The 26,288-nt window shown below is 66.7% G+C and carries 17 protein-coding genes; 9 read left to right on the forward strand and 8 right to left on the reverse strand.

The window, feature by feature from the left end:
- Nucleotides 1-2: 2 nt before the first annotated feature.
- The 4 genes from B0E50_RS04110 to speA form a co-directional block, all read right to left on the reverse strand.
- Nucleotides 3-1,172, reverse strand: a complete 1,170-nt coding sequence (locus B0E50_RS04110) for a patatin-like phospholipase family protein (RefSeq protein WP_077439923.1) — start codon at nt 1,170-1,172, stop codon at nt 3-5.
- A 5-nt stretch (nt 1,173-1,177) separates the two neighbouring features.
- Entirely contained in the window at nt 1,178-1,963 is a 786-nt protein-coding gene (locus B0E50_RS04115; RefSeq protein WP_077439924.1) for a 3-hydroxybutyrate dehydrogenase, read from the reverse strand.
- A gap of 98 nt (nt 1,964-2,061) precedes the next feature.
- Nucleotides 2,062-2,892 (reverse strand): undecaprenyl-diphosphate phosphatase, encoded by an 831-nt coding sequence (locus B0E50_RS04120; RefSeq protein ID WP_077439925.1) that lies wholly within the window; start codon nt 2,890-2,892, stop codon nt 2,062-2,064.
- An 86-nt stretch (nt 2,893-2,978) separates the two neighbouring features.
- On the reverse strand, nt 2,979-4,865 hold the full coding sequence (gene speA, locus B0E50_RS04125) for an arginine decarboxylase (RefSeq protein ID WP_077439926.1): 1,887 nt from the start codon (nt 4,863-4,865) through the stop codon (nt 2,979-2,981).
- Nucleotides 4,866-5,170: 305 nt separating this feature from the next.
- On the opposite strand from speA, the gene speE reads away from it, so the two are divergent.
- Entirely contained in the window at nt 5,171-6,025 is an 855-nt protein-coding gene (speE, locus tag B0E50_RS04130) for a polyamine aminopropyltransferase (RefSeq protein WP_077439927.1), read from the forward strand.
- 33 nt (nt 6,026-6,058) lie between these two features.
- On the opposite strand, the gene B0E50_RS04135 is transcribed toward speE, so the two are convergent.
- Nucleotides 6,059-6,253 (reverse strand): antitermination protein NusB, encoded by a 195-nt coding sequence (locus tag B0E50_RS04135; protein ID WP_077439928.1) that lies wholly within the window; start codon nt 6,251-6,253, stop codon nt 6,059-6,061.
- A 154-nt stretch (nt 6,254-6,407) separates the two neighbouring features.
- Here B0E50_RS04135 and B0E50_RS04140 point away from each other — a divergent pair, with 154 nt between their 5' ends.
- The 5 genes from B0E50_RS04140 to B0E50_RS04160 all read left to right on the forward strand — a co-directional run bounded on the left by B0E50_RS04140 (nt 6,408) and on the right by B0E50_RS04160 (nt 11,205).
- On the forward strand, nt 6,408-7,433 hold the full coding sequence (locus B0E50_RS04140) for a hypothetical protein (RefSeq protein WP_077439929.1): 1,026 nt from the start codon (nt 6,408-6,410) through the stop codon (nt 7,431-7,433).
- Between the two features lie 128 nt (nt 7,434-7,561).
- Nucleotides 7,562-8,194: a ParA family protein gene (locus B0E50_RS04145; protein ID WP_077439930.1), complete on the forward strand. Its 633-nt coding sequence runs from the start codon at nt 7,562-7,564 to the stop codon at nt 8,192-8,194.
- Nucleotides 8,195-8,264: 70 nt separating this feature from the next.
- Complete coding sequence (locus B0E50_RS04150) at nt 8,265-8,738, forward strand: histidine phosphatase family protein (RefSeq protein WP_077439931.1); 474 nt, start codon at nt 8,265-8,267, stop codon at nt 8,736-8,738.
- A complete protein-coding gene (locus tag B0E50_RS04155; RefSeq protein ID WP_077439932.1) occupies nt 8,735-9,301 on the forward strand; it encodes a YceI family protein in 567 nt (188 codons plus the stop codon). The genes B0E50_RS04150 and B0E50_RS04155 overlap by 4 nt, the downstream gene beginning before the upstream one ends.
- 23 nt (nt 9,302-9,324) lie before the next feature.
- Nucleotides 9,325-11,205 (forward strand): phospholipase D family protein, encoded by a 1,881-nt coding sequence (locus tag B0E50_RS04160; protein ID WP_077439933.1) that lies wholly within the window; start codon nt 9,325-9,327, stop codon nt 11,203-11,205.
- 28 nt (nt 11,206-11,233) lie between these two features.
- Here the strand turns inward: B0E50_RS04160 and B0E50_RS04165 are convergent, their stop codons facing one another.
- A complete protein-coding gene (locus tag B0E50_RS04165) occupies nt 11,234-11,767 on the reverse strand; it encodes an energy transducer TonB (protein WP_077439934.1) in 534 nt (177 codons plus the stop codon).
- Between the two features lie 14 nt (nt 11,768-11,781).
- Nucleotides 11,782-13,068 carry an acetyl-CoA C-acetyltransferase gene (locus B0E50_RS04170; RefSeq protein ID WP_077439935.1) on the reverse strand — a complete coding sequence of 429 codons (1,287 nt, stop codon included), beginning with the start codon at nt 13,066-13,068 and terminating at the stop codon, nt 11,782-11,784.
- A 164-nt stretch (nt 13,069-13,232) separates the two neighbouring features.
- Between B0E50_RS04170 and B0E50_RS04175 the strand changes: the two genes are divergently transcribed.
- Together B0E50_RS04175 and B0E50_RS04180 are read left to right on the forward strand one after the other, a co-directional pair.
- A complete protein-coding gene (locus B0E50_RS04175; protein ID WP_077440009.1) occupies nt 13,233-14,390 on the forward strand; it encodes a hypothetical protein in 1,158 nt (385 codons plus the stop codon).
- A gap of 92 nt (nt 14,391-14,482) precedes the next feature.
- Nucleotides 14,483-16,966, forward strand: a complete 2,484-nt coding sequence (locus tag B0E50_RS04180; protein WP_077440010.1) for a GGDEF and EAL domain-containing protein — start codon at nt 14,483-14,485, stop codon at nt 16,964-16,966.
- On the opposite strand, the gene B0E50_RS04185 is transcribed toward B0E50_RS04180, so the two are convergent.
- On the reverse strand, nt 16,950-17,411 hold the full coding sequence (locus tag B0E50_RS04185; RefSeq protein WP_077439936.1) for a GNAT family N-acetyltransferase: 462 nt from the start codon (nt 17,409-17,411) through the stop codon (nt 16,950-16,952). The genes B0E50_RS04180 and B0E50_RS04185 overlap by 17 nt on opposite strands.
- A gap of 175 nt (nt 17,412-17,586) precedes the next feature.
- On the opposite strand from B0E50_RS04185, the gene B0E50_RS04190 reads away from it, so the two are divergent.
- A complete protein-coding gene (locus tag B0E50_RS04190) occupies nt 17,587-26,262 on the forward strand; it encodes a glycoside hydrolase family 94 protein (RefSeq protein ID WP_077440011.1) in 8,676 nt (2,891 codons plus the stop codon).
- The last annotated feature ends 26 nt before the right edge of the window (nt 26,263-26,288 follow it).

The raw sequence follows: 26,288 nt of genomic DNA on the forward strand, positions 1-26,288 counted from the left end.
ATCTAGCCGCGATGCACGTCGTGGGTCACGAACGGATGCTCGGGGTCCGGTGCCCCCAGCCACTGCGGATGCGCAAGGGTGTGGCGCATGTCGTCCAGTCCGCTCTGCCAGTGGCTATGCATGCTGGCTGCGCTGAACTCGTAATCCTTGTAGTGGCCTTCGTAGGGCTTGTCGCGATAGATCAGGTGGACCACGTTGGTCAGCGCGGCCGCGGCACGCGCTTCGGCACGACACCACGCCGGATCGTCGCGACGATCCTCGGGCACCAGCGCCATCACGTCGTGCAGCAGGCGCCGATGCTCCTGCGTGCGCTGCATGAATTCGGTGATCAGGCGCGTGCGGCTGGAATACTGGATCTCCTTGCTGCGCTCGGCCACCTGCGCGAGATCCCGCGGCAATGTGCCATGCGCGCTCCACAGGTCGACTTGGAACACCAGCGTGTCGCGGCTGGGCCGTTCGCTCAGCACCTTGTACAGCGGCGTGTTGGAAACCATGCCGCCGTCCCAGTAGAACTCGCCGTCGATCTCCACTGCCGGGAACCCTGGCGGCAACGCGCCGGAGGCCATGAAGTGCTCGGGCCGTAGCGTGTTGCGGGTATTGTCGAAGTAGGTGAAGTCGCCGGTGCGCACGTTCACCGCACCTACCGACACACGCATCGTGCGCGCGTCGTTGATGCGATCGAAGTCGACCAGCCGTTCCAGCGTGGCGCGCAGCGGCGCAGTGTCATACCAGCTCGCGCTGGCCGGACTGATATGCCATGGCAACAGCGGCCCCAGTCGCGGCCGGAAAAAACCGGCCTGTCCCTCGGTCATCGCCCGCCATGCCGCGAGACCGCTGATGCCGTTCTGCCACAGCAGCGGCCAAGCGTTCATGTCGAAGGCAAGCGCTCCCGGCAACAATGGTTGCTGGCAGATCGTTTCCCAGAACTCGCGCAGCCGCTCGGCGCGCCGCTCCGGCGCATTGCCGGCGATGATCGCCGCGTTCAATGCGCCGATCGAGATGCCGGCCAGCCAGGTGGGCTGCAAGTTGGCCTCGGCCAGCGCCTGGTACACCCCGGCCTGATACGCACCGAGTGCGCCGCCACCCTGCAGCACCAGGGCGACCGTGTGGTAATCGCGTGCCACGGTTTCAGTCAACGTGGCCCGCGGGTTCGGACGCTTGGCATCAGCCACGACGTTTACTGCATGTACCAGCCGTGGCTGACCACGATCGACTGACCGGTCAGTGCGGCGGACGGGAAGGTGGCCAGATACAAAGCCGTCTGTGCGATGTCCTCGACCGTGGTGAACACGCCGTCGACGGTGTCCTTCAGCATCACGTTCTTGATCACGTCCGCCTCGCTGATGCCCAGCTCCTTCGCCTGCTCGGGGATCTGCTTCTCGACCAGCGGCGTGCGCACGAAGCCGGGGCAGATCACGTGCGAACGCACATTGTGTGCTGCGCCTTCCTTGGCCAGCGTGCGGGCCAAGCCAAGCAGGCCATGCTTGGCGGCGACGTACGCGGACTTCAACTTGGACGCTTCGTGCGAATGCACCGAGCCCATGTAGATCACGATGCCGCCGCGGTCGCCCTGATACATGTGCTTGAGCGCGGCCTTGGTGGTGAGGAAGCCGCCATCGAGATGGATCGCCAGCATCTTCTTCCAGTCGGCGAACGCGAACTGGTCGATCGGATTGATGATCTGCACGCCGGCGTTGGAGATCAGGATGTCCAGATGGCCAAACGTCGCCACCACCTTGTCGGTGCCGGCATTGACCGCGTCCTCGTTGCTGACGTCCATCGCCACGCCGATCGCCTTGCCGCCGGCCGCGTTGATCTCGGCCGCAGCCGCATCGGCCGCCTGCTGGTTGATGTCGGCGATCGCCACGCTGGCACCGTTCTTCGCATACAGCTCGGCGATCGCCTTGCCAAGGCCGCTGGCCGCGCCGGTGATCAATGCCACTTTGCCGTCAAGACTTGCCATACCGCCTCCTACACAGGGAAAGTGCCGCTGGAAAACGTCGATGATAAGCCGCGCGGATATCCGTCAGGTTTCAACATGTGCAACTGCCGCAACCGCGCTCACTGGGGCAGCGGATGCAGCGCAAACCAGCCCAGGCACAGTGTGCCGGCCACGATGCAGTAGATGCCGAACGACGCCAGCCGCCCGCGACCTTCGAAATAGCGCATCAGGAAACGCACGCTCAGATAAGCGGCGATCCCGGTCAGCAAACCGCCGAGCGCTGCCGTGACCAGCTGGCCGTGGTCGTGCAGCAGCTTGGGCAGTTCCAACACGCCGGCGGCCAGGATGATCGGCGTGCCGAGCAGGAACGAGAATTCCGCGGCGTCCTTGCGGTCCAGTCCGACCCGGTTGCCCGCGATCATGGTCAGGCCGCTGCGCGAGAACCCGGGGATCAGCGCGCCGACCTGGGCCAGTCCGACCAGCGCGGCCTGCACCAGGGTGAGCCGCTGCGCCGGCCGGTGCATCTCATCCTCACGCTGGCGACCGCCCAGCCACAGCACGATGCCGTTGACCAGCAGGGCCAGCGCCACGATGCGCAGGTCATGGAACAGTCGCTCCAGCGGCTTTTCCAGCCACAGGCCGACCAGGCCCGCCGGGATCGTGCCGACCAGCAACCCCCAGGCCAGATGCCCGTTATCGCTGGGGCGGCCGCGCAGGCTGCCGAGGAAGCCTTGCGCAATGGCGATCCAGCGAACCCGGAAATACACCAGCAGGGCGATCGCGGTGCCCAGATGCAGCGCCACCAGGAAGGGCAGCAGCGCGGGCGCATGCCGGTCCAGATGCACGCCGAACAGGGCAGGCACCAGCAATGTATGGCCGAGGCTGCTGACCGGGAACAGCTCGGTCACGCCCTGCAGCACGCTCAGGAAGATCAGCAGGGTCACGCTCACGAGATCACACTCACAGGATCGCACTCACCGGGTTGGTTTTCCTCGAAGCAAACAGGTCATGGGCAACACCACCGCATCGTGGCTGTTCAGGGAGTTTCCGCCAGGTAGGTGTAGGCAGTCAGGCCAACGTTCAGCACGTCATACAACTGCGTGGCTGCCGCCCCGGTCACACCCGCGCCGGCGATGCGCTCGCGATAACTCTGGCGCAGCGCTTCGAGGTCGTAGCCGACGTAGTCGAGCATCAGGTCGGTCGTGTCGCCGCGGCGTACATGCGCAAACGTGTAGCCGTCGCCATCGACGCGCACGTTCACCGCATCGGTGTCGCCGAACAGGTTGTGGATGTCGCCCAGCGTCTCCTGATACGCGCCGACCATGAAGATGCCGAGCCGGTAGCTCTCGCCGTCCTTCAGCGCATGCAGGGGCAGACTGACGTCGATGCCTTCGGCATCGACGTAGTGGTCGATGCGGCCGTCCGAATCGCAGGTAAGGTCGACGATCACGCCGCGCCGGGTCGGTTCCTCGTCCAGTCGCGCGATCGGCGTGATCGGGAAGATCTGCTTGATCGCCCAGATGTCGGGCACCGACTCGAACACCGAGAAGTTGACGAAATACTTGTCGACCAGCTTCTCGTCCAGCTCGTCCAGCGCAGGGCGGTGCGAGCGCTCGGCCGGCAACAAGCGTGCGCGTACCGCACCGGCGATTGCGTAATACATCTCGTCCAGTCGCGCGCGGTCGGCCAGTGCCAACTGGCCCAGCGCGTAAAGCGTCTGGCCTTCGTTGAGATGGTGCTGGGCCTCGTGGAACAGTTCCAGCGCAGGGCGCTGGTCCAGCTCCTCCCACGTTTCGCGCAGCCGGCGCAGCACGGCCGGCTCGTCCGCACGCGCTGGCGGAATCGTGCCGGCGGGTACTTCCTCCACCTCGGTCACGTTGACCACCATCACCGCATGGTGCGCGGTCATCGCACGGCCGGCCTCGGTGAGGATATGCGGCGCGCTCAGGCCTTCGGCTTCGACCGCCTCGGCCAGCGACTGCACTATGGTCGCGGCGTACTGCTCGATCGAGTAGTTGATCGAGTTGTGACTGCGCGAACGGGTGCCTTCGTAGTCCACGCCGAGGCCACCGCCGACATCGACGATCTCCAGCGGCACGCCCATCCGCTTCAGTTCGACGAAATAGCGGGTGGCCTCGCGCATGCCGTTGGCGATGTCGCGCACGTTGGAGATCTGCGAACCCATGTGGAAATGCTGCAGCTTCAGCGTGTGCTTGAGGCCGGCCGCATCGAGCCGCTCGATCAGGGTCAGCACCTGGTGCGGCGACAGGCCGAACTTGCCCTTGTCGCCGCCGGTGTTCTGCCACTTGCCGGCGCCGATCGAGGCCAGCCGCACGCGCACACCGAGTAGCGGCTCGACGCCTAGCGCCTTCGCTTCGCTGAACACATGGTCCAGTTCGGACAGCTTCTCGATCACGATGTGCACGCGCAAACCCAGCTTCAGCCCGATCAGCGCGAGACGGATGTATTCGCGGTCCTTGTAGCCATTGCAGATCACGATGGAGCCGGGTCGCGCCATCGCCAGCACCGCCATCAGTTCGGGCTTGGAGCCCGCCTCCAGGCCGAAGCCGTGCTCGCCGGCGGCGACCAGCTCGCCGGCCACGCCGCGTTGCTGGTTCACCTTGATCGGATAGATCGCGGTATAGCCGCCCGCGTAATTCCATTCGCCGATCGCCTTGGCGAAGGCGCCCTGCAGCCGCGCGAGGCGGTCGGCCAGGATGTCCGGGAAGCGCACCAGCAGCGGCAACCGCAGGCCTTCGCCGCGGGCGCGCTCGACGATCGCCGGCAGCGACAGCGCCGGCCCGGCGGCACCATGCGGGCGCATCACGATTTCGCCGGTGGCGTTGACGTCGACATAGCCGTCGCCCCAGTGCGGCACGGCGTAGGTGTGGCGGGCAAGATCGGTATTCCAGTGCTTCGACATGGATGGGGTTTCCTTGTACAGCGTGTTTGTCACGCGCTGATCATGTCGTCGCAGCGGCGAGCCTTGACGGTCTTGCTCAACTCAGGAGCACGAGCCCGAACGACCGGAAGCCTCGCACGCCGCGGGGTCGATCGGACTTGTCGGCGGTCCCGGCGCGCTGCACCGGCCCTGCCAGAGCACCATTGTAATAGGCGCCTGTGACGATATGCGCATGGCGCAGCAACCCGATCTCGGGACGTTCACCGCCGTTGCCGTTACAATTGGCAGTCTTTGTCCTTCCACCCGGTTCGTCAGGAACATCCACCATGTCGCAGCAGCCCAGCTGGTTCACCGAGGCCCACCAGGCTTCCGGCTCCTCCATCGGTTTCCGCACCGAGCAACTGCTGCATGCGGAGAAGACCCCGTTCCAGACCATCGAGATCTACCAGACCACCGACTGGGGCAACCTGATGGTGATCGATGGCTGCGTGATGCTGACCACGCGCGACAACTTCCTCTATCACGAGATGATGACCCACCCGGCGCTGTTCACCCATGCGCGCGCCAAGCGCGTGGTGATCATCGGCGGCGGCGATTGCGGCACACTGCGCGAGGTGCTGAAGCACGAGGAAGTCGAGTCGGCGGTGCAGGTGGAGATCGACGAGCGGGTCACACGGCTGGCCGAGGAGTATTTCCCGGAACTGTGCGACGCCAACCACGACCCGCGCGCTGAACTGATGTTCATTGACGGCATCAAGTACATGGCCGAAGCGGAACCCGAGTCGCTGGACCTGATCATCGTCGATTCGACCGACCCGGTCGGCCCGGCCGAAGGCCTGTTCAACGCCGCGTTCTACGCCAGCTGCCACAAGGCGCTGCGCCACGGCGGCCTGCTGGTGCAGCAGAGCGAATCGCCGCTGGCACATCTGGACCTGATCAAATCGATGCGCTCGGCGATGCGCACGTCCGGCTTCAGCGCGGTGAAGACGCTGCCGTTCCCGCAGCCGTGCTACCCGACCGGCTGGTGGAGCTGCACGATGGCACGCAAGGGCGGCGACCTGTCCGGTTTCCGCGAGCGCGGCGCTTCAGCCAAGAACTTCCCGACCCGCTACTACAACGCCGACATCCACAAGGGCGCGCTGGCGCAGCCGGAATTCATGCGCGAGGCGCTCGGCGAGTAAGCCGCACGCCTCCAAGCCGGGAGCAGGGCGACCTCAGAACAGCGTGCTGCGCACCTTCGGCAGAAGCACCAGCAACAGCGTGGCAAGCGGACCGAACAGCAATGAGAGCAGGAACCACAGCAACCCGCTGCGGTTCTTGCCCTGCGCCAGCGCCGCATTGACCAGCGCCAGCGTGCCCCAGCCGGCGAACCAGGGTGCTCCATTGGCAAATGTCGACAAATGATCCACTACGCGTCTCCCGAGTCATGAGGGGCGCAGCCTTGCGCCTAAACGCCCATCCTAGCAAGCCTTGCAGCACCTGCCCGGCTCTCCCGTCACGGGAATCAGCCGTGCTTAATCTGCCGCAGGTATGCTGACCACTTTGACTCGTGGACCCAAGCCGATGATGCGTGGATGGCCTTACCTTGCCCTGGCATGTGCATTTTGCCTCGCGACCGCTCCGGCTTTCGCCGACAACGCCGCACCCACCAAGACCAGCAGTAGTGCGGCAAGCAAGGCTGCCAAGGCCCGTGACAAGGCCCAGCTGGCGTTCCAGCGCGACCTGGTCAGCGTGCTGGCGCCGAGCGCCGATGCACAGCCGCTGCTCGGCGCCGCGTTGCTGGCGCGGCCGTTGTCCAATCAGCCGGAGAACAACAGTTTCCATGCCCTGATCGGGCGTGCCGCCATGGCCACGGATGCCGATGCCGCGGTCAGCTGGGTTCGCCTGGCCGATTGCGATGCCAAGGCCGATGCCTGCCCCAACCCGGCGGCGCTGGAACAATTGCAGACGCAGGCTCCGGACAATGCCGCGGTATGGCTGCTCAAGCTGGCCGAAGACACCCGCAACATGAAGGCGGACGCGGCCCGCGAGGATCTGGCCAAGGCCGCCGCCGCCAAGCTGTACGACGACTACACCGGAGCCAGCCTGAAGGCGCTGGCCAGTTCGGTCGGCGTGCTGCCGCCGCCGGCCGACACCTTCGATCCGGCGCATGCGGGCGGGGCAGTCGGCATGCAGAACATGCTGGTCTACGGCATTGCCAGCAGCCAGCCGCAACCGGGGCTGCAGATCACCGCCAAGCTGTGCGAGAACGCGGGCGAGGATGCGTCGATCAAGACCGACTGCCTGAAACTGGGCAAGACACTCGAATGGGGCTCCAGCCCGCTCTCCCGTTCGCTCGGCCTGCACCTGCGCGAGGTGCTCTCGGATGATCCGGCCCAGCAGGAAGACGCGAAACACGCGCGGCTCAGCCTGATCTGGCAGGTTCAGAGTTTCGCCGCGCTGCTGTCCCGTGCGCCTGACGACAAGGCGCTGGCGCAGCATCTGCTGGCACTGGCACGCAACGGCGGCACCGAGATGAGCCTGCTGCTGGCCGCCCTGCGTGACAACAGCATACCGACCGATCCGCCTGTCGACTGGAAACCGCACTGACGCACCACGGTCGAAAAGGACTTCCCTGCCGTCGTCAACGCATCCGACCGCGCACTGCCGCAGCGCCGCTTTGCGCAACATCCACAGCCGTGTAGGCTTGGATCACCTTCCGCGACAAGGGTGAGTCGATGCTTACGACGCTGGTGGCAAGCAGCAAGGGCGGATGCGGCAAGAGCACGCTGGTGACCCAGCTGGCGTCGCACTGGGCACAGGCGGGACAGCACACCGCCATCATCGACGCCGACCGGCAGGGCTCCAGCTATCGCTGGGCCACGCTGAGACCGGACAACGTCCCCGGCGTGCTGGCTTTTGAAGGCGGACGCAAATACCTGCAGAAACTGCCACCGGACACCCAGCAGTTGCTGATCGATACCGCTGCCGGCTCCGGCGAACGCGAGCTGGAGCCGTATCTGGAACAGGCCAACGTGCTGCTGGTGCCGGTACTGCCGTCATCGTTCGATCTGCATGCCACGCTCGGCTTCATCGAGGAGCTGCAGTCGATCAACCGCATCCGTCGCGGCAAGCTGCCGGTGGGACTGGTCGCCAACCGACTCAAGCCGTGGACCCACGCCAGCCAGGACGCGGTGGCCCAGCTCGCCGAACAATCCCCGTTCCCGGTCGTCGCGCAACTGCGCGACAGCCAGGCCTATGTGCTGCTGAGCGCGCTGGGCAAGGGCATTTTCGATTACCAGTCCGAGCAGGTGCGCAACCATCAGCAGGACTGGAAGGCCCTGCTGCGCTGGATCAAGCGCCAGCACTGACAGCCCGCCTCCCGCCTCTCTTGATGCAGCCATGGCGCGCCTTGCGCGGCCACACCCACCGGAGTCTTCCATGCACGAACTGATCCTGTTGCGGCACGCCGAGGCGGTGCCGATAGAAACCACCGGTGACGACCAGCAACGCGCGCTGAGCGAACGCGGCAAGCAGGAGGCGCAGGCCGCTGGCCGCTGGCTGGCCGCGCACGGCGTGCGTCCCGCGCGCGTGCTGTGTTCCCCGGCGCGCCGCGCCGAGGAGACCGCCCGGCTGGCGCTGGCCGTGATGGCCAACGCACCGCAGCCACAGGCTGCCCCGGAAATCTACGACGCCTCGCCCGGCGAACTGCTGGCCCTGCTCGACCAGCACGGCGACAGCGGCACGATGATGCTGGTCGGCCACAATCCCGGTATCGAGCGGCTGGTCGCGCTGCTGGTCGAGGGTCGCTCCGACGAATTCCGCGGCATGCCGCCCGGCGCACTGGCGGTACTGCATCTGGATGGCGCACTGGAACCGGGCAATGCCCGGCTGGATGCGTTCTGGTCGCCGTGAGGCGACGCTTCGCCATCGGCCTGCTGACCACGCTGGTGCTCGTCGCGCCTGCGGCACGATCCACCAACTACCGCATTGCCGACAACCGCTCGTACGCGGATTTCAGCGTGCGCCTGTTGTGGCTGCACACGATCAGCGGGCGCTTCATGCAGATCGCGGGTGAGGTGCGGGTGGATTCGCGCGATCTGGCAACGGTCGACGCGCATATCGACGTGAACAGTATCGTGATGGATTCCGCCCGCTCCCGTCGCTGGGTGCTGGCACCGGAATTCTTCGACGCCGCGCAGTATCCGACCCTCCATTTCGTGTCCGACCCGATCAGTCTGCCCATGCTGACGACGGGCGGTGTACTCGATGGACGACTCACCTTGCGCGGGGTGACCGCGCCGATCCGTTTCGAATTGATGCCCACCACGTGCAACACCTCTGCCATGGCGGCCTGCGTGATCGAGGCCCAAGGCACGCTGTCGCGCGCCGCCTTCGGCATGAGTGCCCATCGCGCCACCCTGTCCGACCAGGTGAAGCTTGGCCTGTGGATCACGCTCGGCCCTGCAACGCATTGAGTGCGTCCCCGTATCATGGGCGCATGCTTTCGTTTCCAATCGCCCGGATCGTGTTGTTCAGCCTGTTTGCCGCAGCACTGCTGCCCGGCTGCACACTGTCGCGGGCGCAGATCCGGCGCGCCGATGCGGTGATCGCGGCCACCACCGACCGGGACCTGAGCTGCACGCGCGCCGATCATTGCGCACAGCCTTCGCCGCTGCTGGATGCCGCGGCACGGGCGCTCGCCGCATCCACGCCGGCGCAGCCGGTGCATGTGGTGACCCTGCTCGACGACAGCGAACCGGCACTGGCGGCACGCATCAACCTGATCCGCGCCGCGCGGCATTCGATCGACGTGCAGACCTACATCTGGGATCAGGACGACACCGGTCAGCTGGTGCTGGACGAACTGGTGCAGGCGGCGCGGCGCGGCGTGCAGGTGCGCATCCTGGCCGACCAGCTGTTCTCGTTCAATGACCCGACCCTGCTCGACCGGCTGGCGCGGGTCAGCCCCAACCTGCAGGTGCGGCTGTACAACCCGACCTTCCACAAGGCACGCACGGAACCGGTGGAGTTTGCCGCCGGCCTGCTGTGCTGCTTCATGCAATTCAACCAGCGCATGCACAACAAGCTGATGCTGATTGACGACAGCATCGGCATCACCGGCGGGCGCAATTACCAGGACCGCTACTTCAACTGGGACGACAGTTTCGACTACGTCGACCGCGACGTGATGGTCGGCGGACCGGCGGCACGGCAGATGGCCGCCAGCTTCGAGCTGTTCTGGCAGCACAAGCGTGCGGTGCCGCTGACCCACCTGCGCGACGTCAACCGGCGCGTGCTGGCCGACAACGCCCCGGGCAGCTGGCCGCCACCACATTACCGCCGGCCGCAACGCGTCGCCCAGCTGCTGCAGGTGGCGGAGGACGCTGCGTGGCTGCAGGCATGGCTGGTCGAGCCGACCCTGCAGGTCGGCAACGTCGAGTACTTCAGCGACCTGCCCGCGAAGACCGACAAGCCGGACAAGAAACGCGTGCAGGCGTTCACACGCCACATCATGGAAATGATTGGCAGCGCCCGACGCGAAGTGTTGCTGCAGACCCCGTATCTGGTAATGAGCCATCGCGCGCAGCGCATCTTCAAGCGGTTGCATCGCGGTGCCGAACCACCACGGATCATCGTCTCCACCAACTCGCTGGCCTCGACCGATGCATTTGCCGTGTATGCGATGTCGTACAAGCACCGCAAGCGCTACCTGAAAACCTTCGGCTTCGAGATCCACGAACTGAAGCCGCACCCGCCGGGCCCGGCGGTGGACTACGACCTGGCCAATCTCGGTACCGACGCGTCGACGCTGCCACCGGAAACCGCCAGCCCGGCCAGTGCCAAACGCACGCGGCTGCACCTGCTCGGCAGCCGCGGCAGCGGCAACCGGCCGGCCCCGCTGCTCAGCGAAGGACGCCGCTTCGGCCTGCATGCGAAATCGATCGTGATCGACGACGATTTCGCGATGGTCGGCTCGCACAACTTCGATCCGCGCTCGGACCACTACAACACCGAAGCGGGCGTGATCGTCTACGATCACACTTTCGCCGACCAGTTGCGCCAGAGCATCCTGCGCGACACCCAGCCGGAAAACGCCTGGGTGATTGCACCGCGACAATCGGCGGTGCCGGTGCTCACCGACATCAACCAGGCCATCGGCAGCGTCTCCGAAAGCCTGCCGCTGTTCGACCTGTGGCCGCTCCGCTATGCCACTAGTTACGAACTCAACCCAGGCTGCCAACCGATGCGGGCCAACGATCCGGGCTTCTACGCCTGCTACCAGCCGGTCGGTGATTTCCCCGACGTGGCGCTGTCGCCCAAGCTGATCATCACGCGATTCATCACGGCGTTCGGCGCGGGCGTGAGGGGAATACTGTGACGCCTGCGCAGAATGGATCAGGGCATCCCTAGGCTCGCGAGGAAAAGCGCATCGGCAGATCGCCGCTGATCCCGGCGGGATGACCGGCCGGCACGGCGAAACGCCAGCCGCGCACGCTGCGCAGTGCATGCGCGTCGAGCACCGGGTCACCGCTGGATTCGACGAGACTGGCCGCATCGACGCGGCCGTTGCCGTCGATATCGACGTGCACGACCACGCGGCCATCGAGATGTCCACGCAACACATCCCATCGCTGGGTGGAATCATCGGGCATCGCCAGCGGCACCAGTTCCGGTGCGGCAGGCGATGCGGCTTGCGCTTCGGCGATGCCGCGGAAACCGTCCGCTTCCGCGCGATACACCTGCACCATGCCGACCACGCGATGCCGCAGTCGTGATGCCGACGGGGCAGGGTGCGCGGCCGAGGCAACGCGATGCGTGACGGCATGGTGCAGTGGCGGTCCGCGCCAGTCACCGGTCAACGTGCTGAGCCAACCGGTACCCACGATTCCAATCGTCAGTGCAAGCACGCTCAGGCCGGTAGTGGTACGCAGGCGCAACATGCCGGGATGATGCGCTACGGCCGTTCGAGGATCGCGGTGACGCCCATGCCACCGGCGGTGCAGATCGAGATCAGGCCGCGACCGGAGCCTTTCTGTTCCAGCATCCGGGCCAAGGTGGCGACGATTCGTGCGCCGGTGGCGGCAAACGGATGCCCCACCGCGAGACTGGAGCCGTGCACGTTGAGCTTGGCCGGGTCGATCGAACCGAGTGGCGCATCGAGGCCGAGCCGGTTCTTGCAATAGTCAGCCGATTCCCAGGCACGCAGCGTGCAGAGCACCTGCGCCGCAAACGCCTCGTGGATCTCGTAGTAATCAAAATCCTGCAGGGTCAGGCCCTGGCGCGCCAGCATGCGCGGCACGGCGACCGTGGGTGCCATCAGCAGGCCTTCGCCGTGCACGAAATCCACCGCCGCGACTTCCGCATCGCGCAGATACGCCTGGATCTTCAGGCCGCGCTGCTCCGCCCACTCGTCGCTGGCCAGCAGCACGGCGGCGGCGCCATCAGACAGGCCGGTGGAATTGCCGGCGGTCAGCGTGCCGTGACCCGAGGTCTTGTCGAACGCGGGTTTCAGCGAGGCCAGCTTCTCCATGGTGGAGTCGGGACGCAGGAAGCCGTCGCGCTTGAGGCCGCGGAAGGACACCAGCAGCTCGTCGAAGAAACCGTCGGCATACGCGGCAGCCAGCTTGTGATGACTGTCCAGCGCGAGCTGATCCTGCGCCTCGCGGGTGATCTGCCACTCCTTAGCCATCTGCTCGCAGTGGTCGCCCATCGACTTGCCGGTGCGCGGCTCGGCCACGCCAGGGAACGAAGGCTTCAGTTCGCGGAAGGAGAACCCGCGCAGCGCCGTCTTCAGCTTGTCCAGCGGCGTCTTGGCACGGTTCATCGCCAGCAGGCGCTTGCGCAGACGCGCGCCGTAAACGATCGGCACGTCGGAGGTGGTATCCGAGCCGCCGGCGATGCCGGCCTCGATCTGCCCGGCGGCGATCTTGTTGGCGATGATGATCGTGTTGTCGAGCGAGGTACCACAGGCACGTGCGGTGGTGATGCCCGGCGTGGTCGGCGCCAGCCCGGAACTCAGCAGCGCCTCGCGCGCCAGGTTCCAGTCTGACGAGTGCTTGATCACCGCACCCATCGCCACTTCGCCCAGCTCCACGCCGTGCAGGCCGAATCGCTCGACCAGCGCACCCAGCACCTTTACCGACATGCCGAAATTTCCGACATCGGCATACGCGGTGTTGTTGCGGCAGAACGGGATGCGTACGCCACCGATCACCCCGACGCGCCTCTGCGTGTTTTCCATGCTCGAAACAGTCCACAACTCAAGTCCCTCAAGGCTAACCCGCCATGCAGCGCGGCGAAAGCCCAAAACACGCGCACGTGAATCAAACCGTTCAGCACGGTCGCGACGGCCCGGTTGGCCAGCGCTGGTAGAATTGATTCTCTTTGCCTGCGGAACTGCTGCCTGTGGAAGTGCAAACGCTGATCGCCCTGCCTGTGCTGCTGGCGCTGGAACCGGTCGCCGGCGAAACACCTTCGCGCATGACCTTGAGCCGCGACGAGGCCGCCGAGCTGGCTGAACTGATTGCCATCGACCTGCATGCACTGGTGCCCGGGATCGATGCCGCGCGGCTGGCGCTGACCGGCGCGCTGTTCGACCCGGTCGAATTGCTGCGGCCGGGTTTTCCGGTGTGGGCGACGCTGGACGAACTGGCACGGCGCGTACCGCGTGGCCAGCTGGACAACGTGGTCGCGTTTGGCAGCCACGACGGCCACATGCCGGCGCAACCACTGGAACCCTCGGCGGTCTTCGCCGATGGCCCGATGCGGCTGCTGCCGATGAGCCTGCTGGTCCCGGCCGAGCTGGCCGACGAGCTGTCGCAACAACTGGAGATCCAGCTGGTCGGCCGCGGCGAGGCCGGTGTGCGTACGGCCGACTGGCTGATGCGCACGCTCGGCATCCGGCTGGAGCACGTGCGCTACCTCAGCCGCAACGATCTGCTGGCGCTGACCTGCGTGCAGTACGAGCACGTCAATCTGGCGTCGCTGTGGACCCTGCTGGAGGCCGCATTGCTGACGCCCTGGCGGAACGAATCCACGCTCAGCGCCCGCGGTCTGGCCATGCACTACGCCGACGGCAAGGTGGAAGTGCAATCGCCGACGCAATGGCTGTCCGTGCAAACGGCTGATGCTTCGCAGCGCGCCCACGATTTTGCCGGCATCGTGTTCGAACTGCGCCAGCACGCCGCGCTGCTCGATGCACACCGGCTGCCGTTGCGACTGCAGGCAACGACCGGACAGCAAGTCGAAGCCGGCAGCGGGTATCTGCTGGAAACCCTGCAGGCAGTCGATCCCGCCCATGCCGCCCCGTCGCTGTTCGCACACGAGGCGCCCGGCCTTGGCGTGGTCGCGATCAGCGTGGCCCAGCCCAACGGGACCAGACACGGTGCGGTGGGTGGCGCCCGCGTGCTGGCGCATGCCTATCCGCTGCAGCCGCAGACGCTGGGGCCGCTGATCGCGCTGCTGAGCGAGCGCTACGGCAGCGCCGCCGAGCTGCATGCCCTGGGCCGGATCATGCTGGACGAACGCGGCCAGCTCGGCGCCCCGGCAACGGTCATCCACTGAAATCACCCGGTCGCGGCATTTGTGCCGCGGTGGAATCTGGGCGCATGATGGTGCGGCGCCACAGGGGGCGCACGCCAGCTGACGGAATGACCATGCGGCCGCCCAAGTCTGCCGAGGTGTTGCCATCGCTGCTCGACGGGTCGGACTGGCCTGCGCGGATCCTGCGCGGGGCACCTGCGTTGCTGGCCTATCTCGACAGCGAACAGCGCTTTGTCTACGCCAACGAGGCGCATCTGGGCTGGCTCGGCATCGATCCGCAGACCCTGCTCGGCCGGCGCCTGATCGACGTGGTCGGCAAGCGCAACCATCAACTGGCCAACGCGGCGCTGGAGCGGGCCTATGCCGGCCATACGGCCAGCTATGAGGGCGAGTTGTACAACGGCAGCGAACGCCGCTACGCACACGGCAACTTCCAGCCGGATTTCGATGCCGCGGGGAGGGTCTGCGGCATCTTCACCGCGCTGGTCGACATCACCGAGCGGCGCACGCTGGAACTGCGGCTGCATGAGAGCGAACAGCGCTTCTTCGGCGCCTTCCAGCACGCCGCGATCGGCATGGCACTGGTTGCACCGGACTCGCGCTGGATGCGGGTCAACGCCGCACTGTGCACGATGCTCGGCTACCGCGAAGACGAGTTCCTGTCACGCACGACGCGCGATATCACCCACCCCGACGATGTCGCGACCAGCGATGTGCTGCACGTGCAGATGCTGGATGGCGAGCTGGAATCGTGCCATCTGGAGAAGCGCTATTTCCACAAGAACGGCACCCTGGTCCATGCGCAGCTCAGCGTGTCGCTGGTGCGCGACGATGACGGCAGCCCGCGCTATTTCGTCGTGCAGATCCAGGACATCACCCAGCGCAAGGCGTTCGAGGACGCGCTGCATCGCGAACGCGAACTTGCCGAGGTGACCCTGCGCTCGATCGGCGACGCGGTGATCACCACCGACCCGCAACTGCGCATCACCTCGCTCAACCCGATCGCCGAGGCGATGACCGGCTGGACCCATGGCGAGGCGAGGGGTCGGCCGGTCGAGGAGATCTTCCAGCTGTTCGATGCGCCGCAGGGCCAGCTCGTCGCCAACCCGCTGCGTGCCGCGATCGGGAACAACTCCATCGTCGATCTCGCCGGCCGCACCCTGCTGCGGCACCGGCATGGCTTCGACACGCCGGTGGAGGACTCCTCCGCGCCGATCCACGACCATGCCGGCAACGTGATCGGCGGCGTGCTGGTGTTCCATGACGTCAGCGAGAACCGCTCGCTGGCGCTCAAGATGATCCACCTGACCCAGCACGACACACTCACCGGCCTGCCCAACCGCAGCCAGCTGCACGAGCACATCGGCCAGGCACTGGTCACCGCGAACAAGCGCCAGCAACGTGCCGCACTGCTGCATATCGACATCGACAACTTCAAGCAGATCAACGAGCAACATGGTCACGCCGCGGGCGACCGGGTGCTGCGCGCGCTCACTGCACAGATCCAGCGCTGCCTGCCCGGCGACGAATTGCTCAGCCGCTACGGCGGCGACGAGTTCGTGCTGGTGCTGCCGCATCTGGACAGCGTCGGCGAGGCAGCCAGCCTCGCCCAGACCCTGATCAACCAGGCCGAACAGACCCGCGTCGACGACCTCGTGGATCTGTCCCTGCGCATCAGCATCGGCATCAGCGTGTACCCGGACGATGCCGACGAACCGGAAAACCTGCTGCAACACGCGGAAACCGCCCTGGTCGCCGCCAAGGCGCAAGGCCAGCACGGCTACCGTTTCTTCACCGCATCGATGAGTGAACGGGCGCAGGCGCGGCGACGGATCCAGACGGCCCTGCGCCAGGCGCTGTCGCGCCACGAGCTGAGCCTGTATTACCAGCCCAAGGTGGATGCCGGCAGCGGCCGGGTGATCGGGGCCGAGGCCCTGCTGCGCTGGCATGTGAACGGGCAGGAGCTGCACACGCCGGACCAGTTCATACCGGTCGCCGAGGACAGCGGACTGATCCTGCCGATCGGTGCCTGGGTGCTGCGCCAGGCCTGCCGGCAGGCGCGGCTGTGGCAGCAGCGTGGATGCGTCCTGCCGGTTTCGGTGAACGTGTCGCCGATGCAGTTCCAGCATGCGGACTTCTACACCTGGCTCGACGACGTGCTGGCCGAGAGCGGGCTCGACGGGCGCCTGCTCGAGCTGGAGCTGACCGAGCGCATGGTGATGTCCGGCGGCGAGGCAACCGCCGGCCTGCTGCGACGGATCCAGCAGCGTGGCGTGCGGCTGTCGCTGGACGATTTCGGTACCGGCTATTGCAGCCTGTCCTATCTGAAACATTTCCCGATCGACGCATTGAAGATCGATCGCGTGTTCGTGCGCGACATCACCACCGACCGCGATACCGCCACGATCACCCGCGCGATCATCGCGATGGCACGCAGCCTCGGCAAGGATGTAATCGCCGAAGGCGTGGAGACACCGGAGCAGGGCGTGTTCCTGCGCGAAGCCGGTTGTTCGCAGCTGCAGGGTTTCCTGTATGGAATGCCGATGCCGGCCGCGGAATTCCAGCAGCTGCTGGCGCGGACTACGCCGACGCCTTGAGCAGGCTTTCGTACATCCAGTAGTGGCAGCGCTGCATGCCGAGCCCTTCATAGGTCGCCTGCGCGTGCCGGTTCCCGGTTTCCACATACAACCGCAGACCCACGGCAGCGGCCTCCACGGCACGCTGCGCGACGTCCGCATACAACGCACGGAACACGCCGCCACGACGTGCCCCCGGTGACACGTAAACGCTCTGGATCCACCAGAAATCACCGCAGCGCCAGTCACTCCACTCGTACGTCACCAGCAGGCTGCCGACCGCCGTGCCCTCGCGTTCGGCGACCAGATAGAAGCCACGCCGCGGCTGTTCGAACACACCGCGGACACCACGCTCCAGCACGGCGGAATCAAGTCGCTTCTGCTCGGTTTCCCACGCCATCGCCGCATTCCAGGCAAGCAACTCGGGCAGGTCGGTGAGGCTGGCGGCACGGATCAGCAGGGACACGGAACGACTCCGGCAAGTGAAGACGAGAGCTCATCGTAGCGTGCGCGATCTTCACACGCCGACGCGTAGGGTGGGGCGGAACCGATGGCGGTCGCTCGCCGTGACCGTCCCCATCGAGGGCCATCGCACAGCCGGGACACCGGCAGATGACCCGGCCACCCAGGAAAACCTGATCTTGAACAACGGCGGCATCCTCGACCTTCTCAAGTTGCGACAGCTGCGTGCGCTACGTCGGCGCCGCGTGGCCGCACGTACAAAACCGGAGCAGGAACCGGCACTGCGCTCGGAGCTGTTCAGCGCCGAGCAGATGGAACAGCATGGCCGGCTGCTGGCCGGCCAGCATCGGCTGAGCGAGCGCGCCAATGCGGATCTGCTGCTGAGCCGCCTGGCCGACAACGAGGCCGTGCTGACCCATACCTGCGAACGGCTCACCAGCGCCACCCGGCGCAAGCGCCGGATCACCCCGGCCGGCGAGTGGTTGCTGGACAACTTCTACCTGGTCGAGGAACAGATCCGGATCGCCCGTCGCCATCTGCCGAAGGGCTACAGCCGAGAGCTGCCACGACTGGGCAGCGGCCCTTCGACCGGGCTTCCGCGCGTGTACGACCTTGCGCTGGAAATCATTTCGCACGGCGATGGCCGGGTCGACACCGCCAACCTCAGCCGCTTCCTCGCCGCCTATCAGGAAGTGACGCCACTCAGGCTGGGCGAGCTGTGGGCGATCCCGATCATGCTGCGGCTGGCGCTGATCGAAAACCTGCGCCGGGTCGCGGCGCGAGTGATGGCGGACTGGCGCTATCGCGGCAAGGCGGTGCGCTGGGCCGACGCGATGACCGCCACCGCCGAGCGCGACCCGAACAGCGTGGTGCTGGTGGTCGCCGACATGGCACGCTCGAATCCGCCGATGAACGGTCCGTTCGTCGCCGAGATGGCACGCCGCCTGCAGGGACAGAGCCCGGCACTGGCACTGCCGTTGAGCTGGATCGAGCAGCGCCTCGCCGAGTCCGGCCAGAGCATCGAGCACCTGCTGCAGCTGGAAGCGCAGCAGCAGGCGGCCAACCAGGTCTCGATCAGCAACAGCATCGGCAGCCTGCGCCTGTTGTCGGCAATCGACTGGCGCGACTTCGTCGAGCACAACAGCGTCGTCGACCAGCAACTGCGCGAAGACCCCGCCGGCGTCTACGCCGCGATGGATTTCGCCACCCGCGACCGCTACCGCCATGTGGTGGAATCGATCGCGCGCAAACACCGGCTGACCGAGCCGCAGGTGGCCGAGGCTACACTCGAGCTGTGTCAGGTTGCCGCGACGAACGCAGTCCTGCCGGCGCTCTCGCAGCACGTGGGTTACTACCTGATCGATCGCGGGCGCCGTGCACTGGAGCAGCATCTCGGCATTCGCCCGACCGTGGCCGAAACGCTGCGTCGCGGTTTCGACAAGGCGCCGCTGCCGATCTACCTGGGCCTGCTGGCGCTGCTCACGTTCGCGTTTGCGCAACCGCTGGTGGTTGCCGCTGCGCATAACCGATTGCCGCTGTGGGCGCTGTTCGCGATCGCGGTGCCGGCCGTGATCCTCGCCAGCCAGCTGGGGCTGAGCCTGCTCAACTGGCTGGCCACGCTGACGATTGCGCCGCAGCAGCTGCCACGCATGGATTATTCGGACGGCATCCCGGCCAGCGCGTGCACCCTGGTGGCAATTCCCAGCCTGCTCACCGACGCGCAGGATGTCGAGGATCTGGTCGAGTCGCTGGAGGTCCGCTTTCTCGGCAACCAGGACGCGCAACTGCATTTCGCCCTGCTCACCGATTTTGCCGATGCAGATCGCGAGACGCTGCCGGAGGATGCCGCCCTGCTGCGGCTGGCACGGCGACGCATCGAGGCACTCAACGAGCGCCATGCCGGCAGCGCCGGCGATCGCTTTTTCCTGTTCCACCGGCCACGCCGATGGAACGCGGCCGAACAATGCTGGATGGGCCACGAGCGCAAGCGCGGCAAACTGGCCGACCTCAACGCGCTACTTCGTGGCAACGCACACGACCGCTTCATGCTGATCGTGGGCGACGTCGCGGCACTGCCAACGGTGCAGTACGTCATCACGCTGGATACCGACACCGAGCTGCCGCGCGACTGCGCCCATGAATTCGTCGGCACCATCGATCATCCGCTCAACCGCGCGGTTTACGACACCGAACAGCAACGCGTGGTCAGCGGCTACGCGATCCTGCAGCCGCGCGTGGGCATCAGCCTGCCCAGCACTGCGCGTTCGCGCTACGCGCAGCTCTACGGCAGCGACGCCGGCATCGATCCGTATACGCAGATGGTGTCGGACGTCTATCAGGACGTGTTCCACGAAGGCTCGTTCATCGGCAAGGGCATCTATGCCATCGATGCGTTCGAGCGCACGCTGGACGGCCGCTTCCCGGAGAACCGCATCCTCAGCCACGACCTGGTCGAGGGTTGTCATGCGCGTTCGGGCCTGCTCAGCGACGTGCAGTTGTACGAGGAATATCCGGCCCGCTACAACGCCGACGTGAAGCGCCGGCATCGCTGGATCCGCGGCGACTGGCAACTGCTGCCGTGGCTGCTGCCATGGGCGCCGACCGCGCACGATGGCTGGCGCCGCAACGCACTCACCGCGCTGTCGCGCTGGAAGATCCTCGACAACCTGCGCCGCAGCCTGGTTCCGGCGTCGCTGCTGGCGCTGCTGGTCACCGGCTGGCTGCTGCTGTCGCCGGTGTTCTCGTGGACGCTGGCGGTACTGGCGATGGTGCTGGTGCCACCGCTGCTGGCGGCCTTGCTCGATCTCGCGCAGAAACCGCAGGACGTCCAGCTCGACCAGCACCTGCGCGCCGCCTCGCGCGCCGGCGGCCAGCATCTGGCCCGCATGGCGCTGGCGCTGGCGTGGCTGCCACACGAAGTGCAATACAGCCTCGATGCGATCATGCGCACGTTGTGGCGCATGGCGGTCAGCCATCGCCGACTGCTGCAGTGGCAAACCTCCAGCGAGGTCGCACGACGCAGCAGCAACGCGCCGGCGGCACTGTGGCGGTTGATGTGGATCGGCCCGCTGCTGGCGGTGGTGCTGGCCGTGGCGCTGGCGTGGCAGCGTCCGCTGGTGCTGGTGCTGGCTGCGCCGCTGCTGCTGCTTTGGCTGCTCTCGCCGTGGATCGCCTGGTGGATCAGCCAGCCGCGCCGGCCTTCCACGTTTGCACCGAGCACGGCCCAGTTGCGCTTCCTGCACATGCTTGCGCGCCGCACCTGGGCGTTCTTCGACAGCCAGGTCGGCCCCGCCGACCACTGGCTGCCGCCGGACAACCTGCAGGAGCAGCCGGGACCGGTGATCGCGCACCGTACCTCGCCGACGAACATCGGCATGGCGCTGCTGGCTAACCTGGCCGGCTACGACTTCGGTTTCCTCAGCGCCGGCCGCCTGCTCGAACGCAGCCGGCAGACGCTGGCGACGATGCAGCAACTGCCGCGTCATCGCGGCCACTTCTACAACTGGTACGACACGCTGAGCCTGCAACCACTCGCGCCGCTGTACATCTCGGCCGTGGACAGCGGCAACCTGGCCGGCCACCTGCTGACCCTGCGACCGGGCCTGCTGGCACTGCTCGACGAACCGGTATTCCCGCCACGCGTGCTGCAAGGCCTGCTCGACACACTGAACGTCCTGCACGATGCACTCGACAGCACCAGCGCGGCGGCGCTGAAGCCGATGCAACAGGAACTCGAAAGCGCACTGGCGACGCCACCGCCCATAACCAGTGCGGCAGTGGACCTGCTGCAGCGGCAACTCGACCACGCCCATGCACTGGCGCAGGCCCTCGTCGTCGAATCGGGCAGCGATGCGGAGTTCTGGCTCGACGCGCTGCTGGAACAATGCAGCGACCTGGTCGACGAGACGACCACCTTCCGCCTCGACCCACCCATCGACGACGACGGTGGTTTCAGCGGCATCCCGACGCTGCACCAGCTCGCCCGGATCGAACCACTGTGCTGGGCCGCCGAGGCCGGTGCCGATGCCCTGCGTGGCCGTGCACTCGAACGCATCGCGCTGATCGAGCGGCTGGCCCAGCAGGCCGGCGAACTGGCGCTGATGGATTACCGCTTCCTGTACGACAGCACGCGCGACCTGCTGGCGATCGGCTACAACGTCGATCAGCGCCGGCTCGATGCGAGCTATTACGACCTGCTGGCATCGGAGGCGCGGCTGGCCAGCTTCGTGGCAATTGCGCAAGGCCAGTTGCCGCAGGACAACTGGTTTTCGCTGGGGCGTCTGTTGACCACCACCGGCGGCGAACCGGTGCTGCTGTCGTGGACCGGCTCGATGTTCGAATACCTGATGCCGATGCTGGTGATGCCGAGCCACGAAGGCACGCTGCTCGACCAGACCTGTCGGGCGGCGGTGGCACGGCAGATCGAATACGGCAACCAGTTGAACCTGCCATGGGGCGTATCCGAGTCCGGCTACAACACGCTGGATGCGCATTTCACCTATCAATACCGTGCATTCGGCGTGCCCGGCCTGGGCCTCAAGCGCGGGCTGGGCGACGATGTGGTGATCGCGCCTTACGCCAGCGTGATGGCGATGATGGTGGATCCCGCAGCGGCGACGCGGAACCTGCAGCGGCTGGTCGAGGTCGGTGCGCTGGGACGTTTCGGTCTGTACGAGGCGATCGACTACACACCGGCGCGACTGCCGCTGGGGCAGGACGCAGCCCTGGTGCGTTCGTTCATGGCGCACCACCAGGGCATGAGCCTGCTCGCGCTCGCCTACGCGCTGCTGGACCGGCCGATGCAGCGGCGCTTCGAGTCCGATCCGCAGTTCCAGGCCACCAGCCTGCTGCTGCAGGAACGCGTGCCGCGGACCGCCGCGGAATATCTGCATGCTTCCGGCTTCCCCGACGTGGACGACCCGTCGCGCACGACCGAGGCACGCCTGCGCGTGTTCGCCGATCCGGACCGGGCGCGGCCAGCCGTGCAGCTGCTGTCGAACGGCCATTACCACGTGATGCTGAGCAGTGCCGGCGGCGGCTACAGCCGCTGCGGCGAACTGGCGCTGACGCGCTGGCGCGAGGACATCACGCGCGACTACTGGGGCATGTTCTGTTACCTGCGCGACGTCGCCAGCGGAGAGTACTGGTCCACCGCCTACCAGCCGACCGTGAAGAAGACCGAGCTGTTCGAGGCGATCTTTTCCGACGCGCGCGCCGAATTCCGCGTGCGCGAACGCGAGTTCGATGCGCACACCGAGATCGTGGTGTCACCGGAAGACGACATCGAGCTGCGCCGCACCCGCATCACCAACCGCAGCCGCACGCGGCGCACGATCGAGCTGACCAGCTACGCCGAGGTGGTGCTGGCGCCGGCGCTGGCCGACACGCTGCACCCGGCCTTCAGCAAGCTGTTCGTGCAGACCGAGCTGGTACCGGCGCTGCAGGCGATCGTGTGCACGCGACGACCGCGTGCCGCCGACGAGCACGTGCCGTGGATGTGCCACTTGCTGGCCGTGCACGATGCCGACATCGATGCGATCTCCTACGAAACCGATCGTGCCCGCTTCATCGGCCGCGGCCGCAGCACGGCGCAACCGCGTATGCTCGATCGCGAGCAGGTTCAACTGTCGAACAGCGCCGGTTCGGTACTCGACCCGGTGCTGGCGATCCGCTGCCGCATCACGCTGGAACCGGAGCAATCGGCCACCATCGATTTCGTCACCGGCATGGCCGACAGCCGCGACGGCTGCATGCAGCTGATCGGCAAGTACCGCGATCGCCATCTGGCCGATCGCGTGTTCGACCTCGCCTGGACCCACAGCCAGGTGCTGCTGCGCCAGCTCAATGCCAGTCTCGCCGATGCGCAGCTGTACGAGCACATGGCTACCGCGATCATCTACCCGAACGCGAACCTGCGCGCCGAACCGGCGATCCTGCGCGGCAACCGGCGCGGCCAGTCGGGTCTGTGGGGGCAGGCGATTTCCGGCGACCTGCCGATCGTGCTGCTGCAGATCGCCGATCCCGCGCGGATCGAACTGGTGCGCCAGCTGGTGCAGGCGCATGCGTACTGGCGGCAGAAAGGGCTGGCGGTCGATCTGCTGATCTGGAACGAGGATCGCGCCGGCTACCGGCAGGAACTGCAGGACGCGATCATGGGCCTGATCGCCTCCGGCAGCGGGGCCAGCCTGCTCGATCATCCCGGTGGCATCTTCGTGCGTCCGGCGCAGCAGCTGTCCAGTGAGGACCGGCTGGTGGTACTGGCGAGCGCACGCATCATCCTGGTCGACAACCGCGGCAGCCTGGCCGAGCAGATCGCCCGGCGCCGGGTGGAAACACGTGCGCCGCGTTTCGAGCCGAGCCGGCCAAAACGCATCGGGGTCGCCGCGGCAGAAATTCCAAGGGCTTCCACGCTGCAACTGGCCAACCCCTACGGGGGGTTCAGCGCCGATGGCCGCGAATACGTCATCACCCTCGTTGACGGCAACGCCACACCGGCGCCGTGGGCCAACGTGCTGGCCAACCCGCACTTCGGCACGGTGATCTCCGAGAGCGGGAGTGCCTATACCTGGGCCGAGAACGCCCACGAGTTCCGGCTGACCCCGTGGCACAACGACCCGGTCGGCGATGCCAGCGGCGAGGCGCTGTACCTGCGTGACGAGGAAACCGGCCAGGTGTGGTCGCCGACGCCGCTGCCCGCGCGCGGCAGCGGCGAATACGTGACCCGTCATGGCTTCGGCTACAGCGTGTTCGAGCACAGCGAGGGCGGCATCCATTCCGAGCTGTGGGTCTATGTGGCGCTGGACGCCTCGGTGAAATTCTCGATGCTGAAGCTGCGCAACGACTCCGGCCAGACGCGTCGGCTCAGCGCCACCGGCTACGTCGAATGGTTGCTGGGCGACTTGCGCGAGCGCACCGCGATGCATGTGGTGACCGAATCGGACCCGGCCAGCGGCGCGTTGTTCGCACGCAACGCCTACAACACCGAGTTTCCGAATCGTGTGGCCTTTTTCGACGTGGACGATCCGGCACGCGGCATCGACGGCGACCGCAGCGAATTCCTCGGCCGCAATGGCGGCATGGACGCACCGGCGGCACTCGGGCGCGCCAATCTGTCCGGCCGTCTCGGCGCCGGACTCGACCCCTGCGCGGCGCTGCAGTCGAACGTGACGCTGGACGACGGCGAGCAGCGGCAGCTGATCTTCCGCCTCGGCCTGGGCCGCGATGCCACCGATGCCGCCGCGCTGGTGCAGCGCTTCCGTGGCAACGGCACCGCGGCCGCCGCGCTGGCCGCGGTGCGCGCGCACTGGGAGCGCACGCTCGGCGCGGTCCAGGTCCATACACCCGATCCCGCGCTCGACGTGCTCGCCAACGGCTGGCTGCTGTACCAGACCATCGGCTGCCGGCTGTGGGCGCGCAGCGGCTATTACCAGTCCGGCGGCGCGTTCGGCTTTCGCGACCAGCTGCAGGACTCGATGGCGGTGCTGCATGCGGCTCCCGAACTGGCACGTCGCCAGTTGCTGCTGTGCGCGGCGCATCAGTTCATCGAAGGCGACGTGCAGCACTGGTGGCATCCGCCGCTGGATCGCGGCGTGCGCACCACCTGCTCCGACGATTACCTGTGGCTGCCACTGGCCGCCAGTCGCTACGTGCTCGCCACCGCCGACCGCAGCGTGCTGGAGGAACGCATCGGCTACCTCGAAGGCCGCACCCTGCATCCGGGCGAGGAGTCCTATTACGACCTGCCGCAACATGCCGGCCTGCGCGAGACGCTGTACCGACACTGCGTGCGTGCGATCGAGCACAGCCTGCCGCGCGGCGCACACGGTCTCCCGCTGATCGGCGGCGGCGACTGGAACGACGGCATGAACCGGGTCGGCGAGCATGGCCGCGGCGAAAGCGTGTGGCTGGGCTTCTTCAGCTGCGAGGTACTGACGCGCTTCGCCGCGGTGGCCCGGCTGCACGACGACGAAGCCTTCGCGCTGCGCTGCGAGGACGAGGTCGCCAAGCTGCGCAGCGCACTGGAACAGCACGGCTGGGACGGTGCCTGGTACCGCCGCGCGTATTTCGACGACGGCACGCCGCTGGGCTCGAATGGCAACGACGAATGCCGCATCGACTCCATCGCGCAGAGCTGGTCGGTGCTGTCCGGCATGGCTGCACCCGAGCGACGCCAGCAGGCGATGGAGTCGCTCGACCAGCATCTGGTGCGCCGCGATGCCGGCCTGGTGCAGTTGCTCGATCCGCCGTTCGACAAGTCCGCGCTCGACCCCGGTTACATCAAGGGCTACGTGCCCGGCGTGCGCGAGAACGGCGGGCAATACACGCATGCCGCGATCTGGGCCACGATGGCGTTTGCCGAACTCGGTGACAGCACGCGCGCGTGGGAGCTGCTGCGCATGATCAATCCGGTCAGCCACGGCAGCGACGACGCCATTACCACCGGCGGTGGCCCCGTCACCGGAGGTGATCCCACCGAGATGGACGTCTACAAGGTCGAACCCTATGTGGTCAGCGCCGACGTCTACGCGGTCGCGCCGCACACCGGCCGCGGCGGCTGGAGCTGGTACACCGGCTCTGCCGGCTGGATGTACCGGCTCATCGTCGAATCACTGCTCGGCCTGCGGCTGGAAGCCGGCAGGCTGCGCTTCGCACCAGTGCTGCCGGAGGAATGGGAGGGCTTCACCATGGACTATCGCCACCGTGACACGCTGTACCGGATCCACGTGCGGCAAAGCGACGCCGGCACGCTGGGCACGGTGTGGCTGGATGGCGTGGCGCAGACGGACGGCCTCATTCCGCTGACCGACGACGGGGCGGAGCACAGCGTGGAACTCAACTGGCCACGGGGAAACTGACACCTGCCGACGAATGGCGTGCTCCG

Source organism: Rhodanobacter sp. C01 (assembly GCF_002001045.1).
Classification (GTDB): Bacteria; Pseudomonadota; Gammaproteobacteria; order Xanthomonadales; family Rhodanobacteraceae; genus Rhodanobacter.

What these genes read in the sequence shown, in the direction of transcription:
- B0E50_RS04115 (WP_077439924.1), bottom strand. Translation starts at nt 1,963, where the DNA reads ATGGCAAGTCTTGACGGCAAAGTGGCATTGATCACCGGCGCGGCCAGC.
- speA (WP_077439926.1), bottom strand. Translation starts at nt 4,865, where the DNA reads ATGTCGAAGCACTGGAATACCGATCTTGCCCGCCACACCTACGCCGTG.
- speE (WP_077439927.1), top strand. Translation starts at nt 5,171, where the DNA reads ATGTCGCAGCAGCCCAGCTGGTTCACCGAGGCCCACCAGGCTTCCGGC.
- B0E50_RS04140 (WP_077439929.1), top strand. Translation starts at nt 6,408, where the DNA reads ATGATGCGTGGATGGCCTTACCTTGCCCTGGCATGTGCATTTTGCCTC.
- B0E50_RS04145 (WP_077439930.1), top strand. Translation starts at nt 7,562, where the DNA reads ATGCTTACGACGCTGGTGGCAAGCAGCAAGGGCGGATGCGGCAAGAGC.
- B0E50_RS04150 (WP_077439931.1), top strand. Translation starts at nt 8,265, where the DNA reads ATGCACGAACTGATCCTGTTGCGGCACGCCGAGGCGGTGCCGATAGAA.
- B0E50_RS04160 (WP_077439933.1), top strand. Translation starts at nt 9,325, where the DNA reads ATGCTTTCGTTTCCAATCGCCCGGATCGTGTTGTTCAGCCTGTTTGCC.
- B0E50_RS04165 (WP_077439934.1), bottom strand. Translation starts at nt 11,767, where the DNA reads ATGTTGCGCCTGCGTACCACTACCGGCCTGAGCGTGCTTGCACTGACG.
- B0E50_RS04170 (WP_077439935.1), bottom strand. Translation starts at nt 13,068, where the DNA reads ATGGAAAACACGCAGAGGCGCGTCGGGGTGATCGGTGGCGTACGCATC.
- B0E50_RS04180 (WP_077440010.1), top strand. Translation starts at nt 14,483, where the DNA reads ATGCGGCCGCCCAAGTCTGCCGAGGTGTTGCCATCGCTGCTCGACGGG.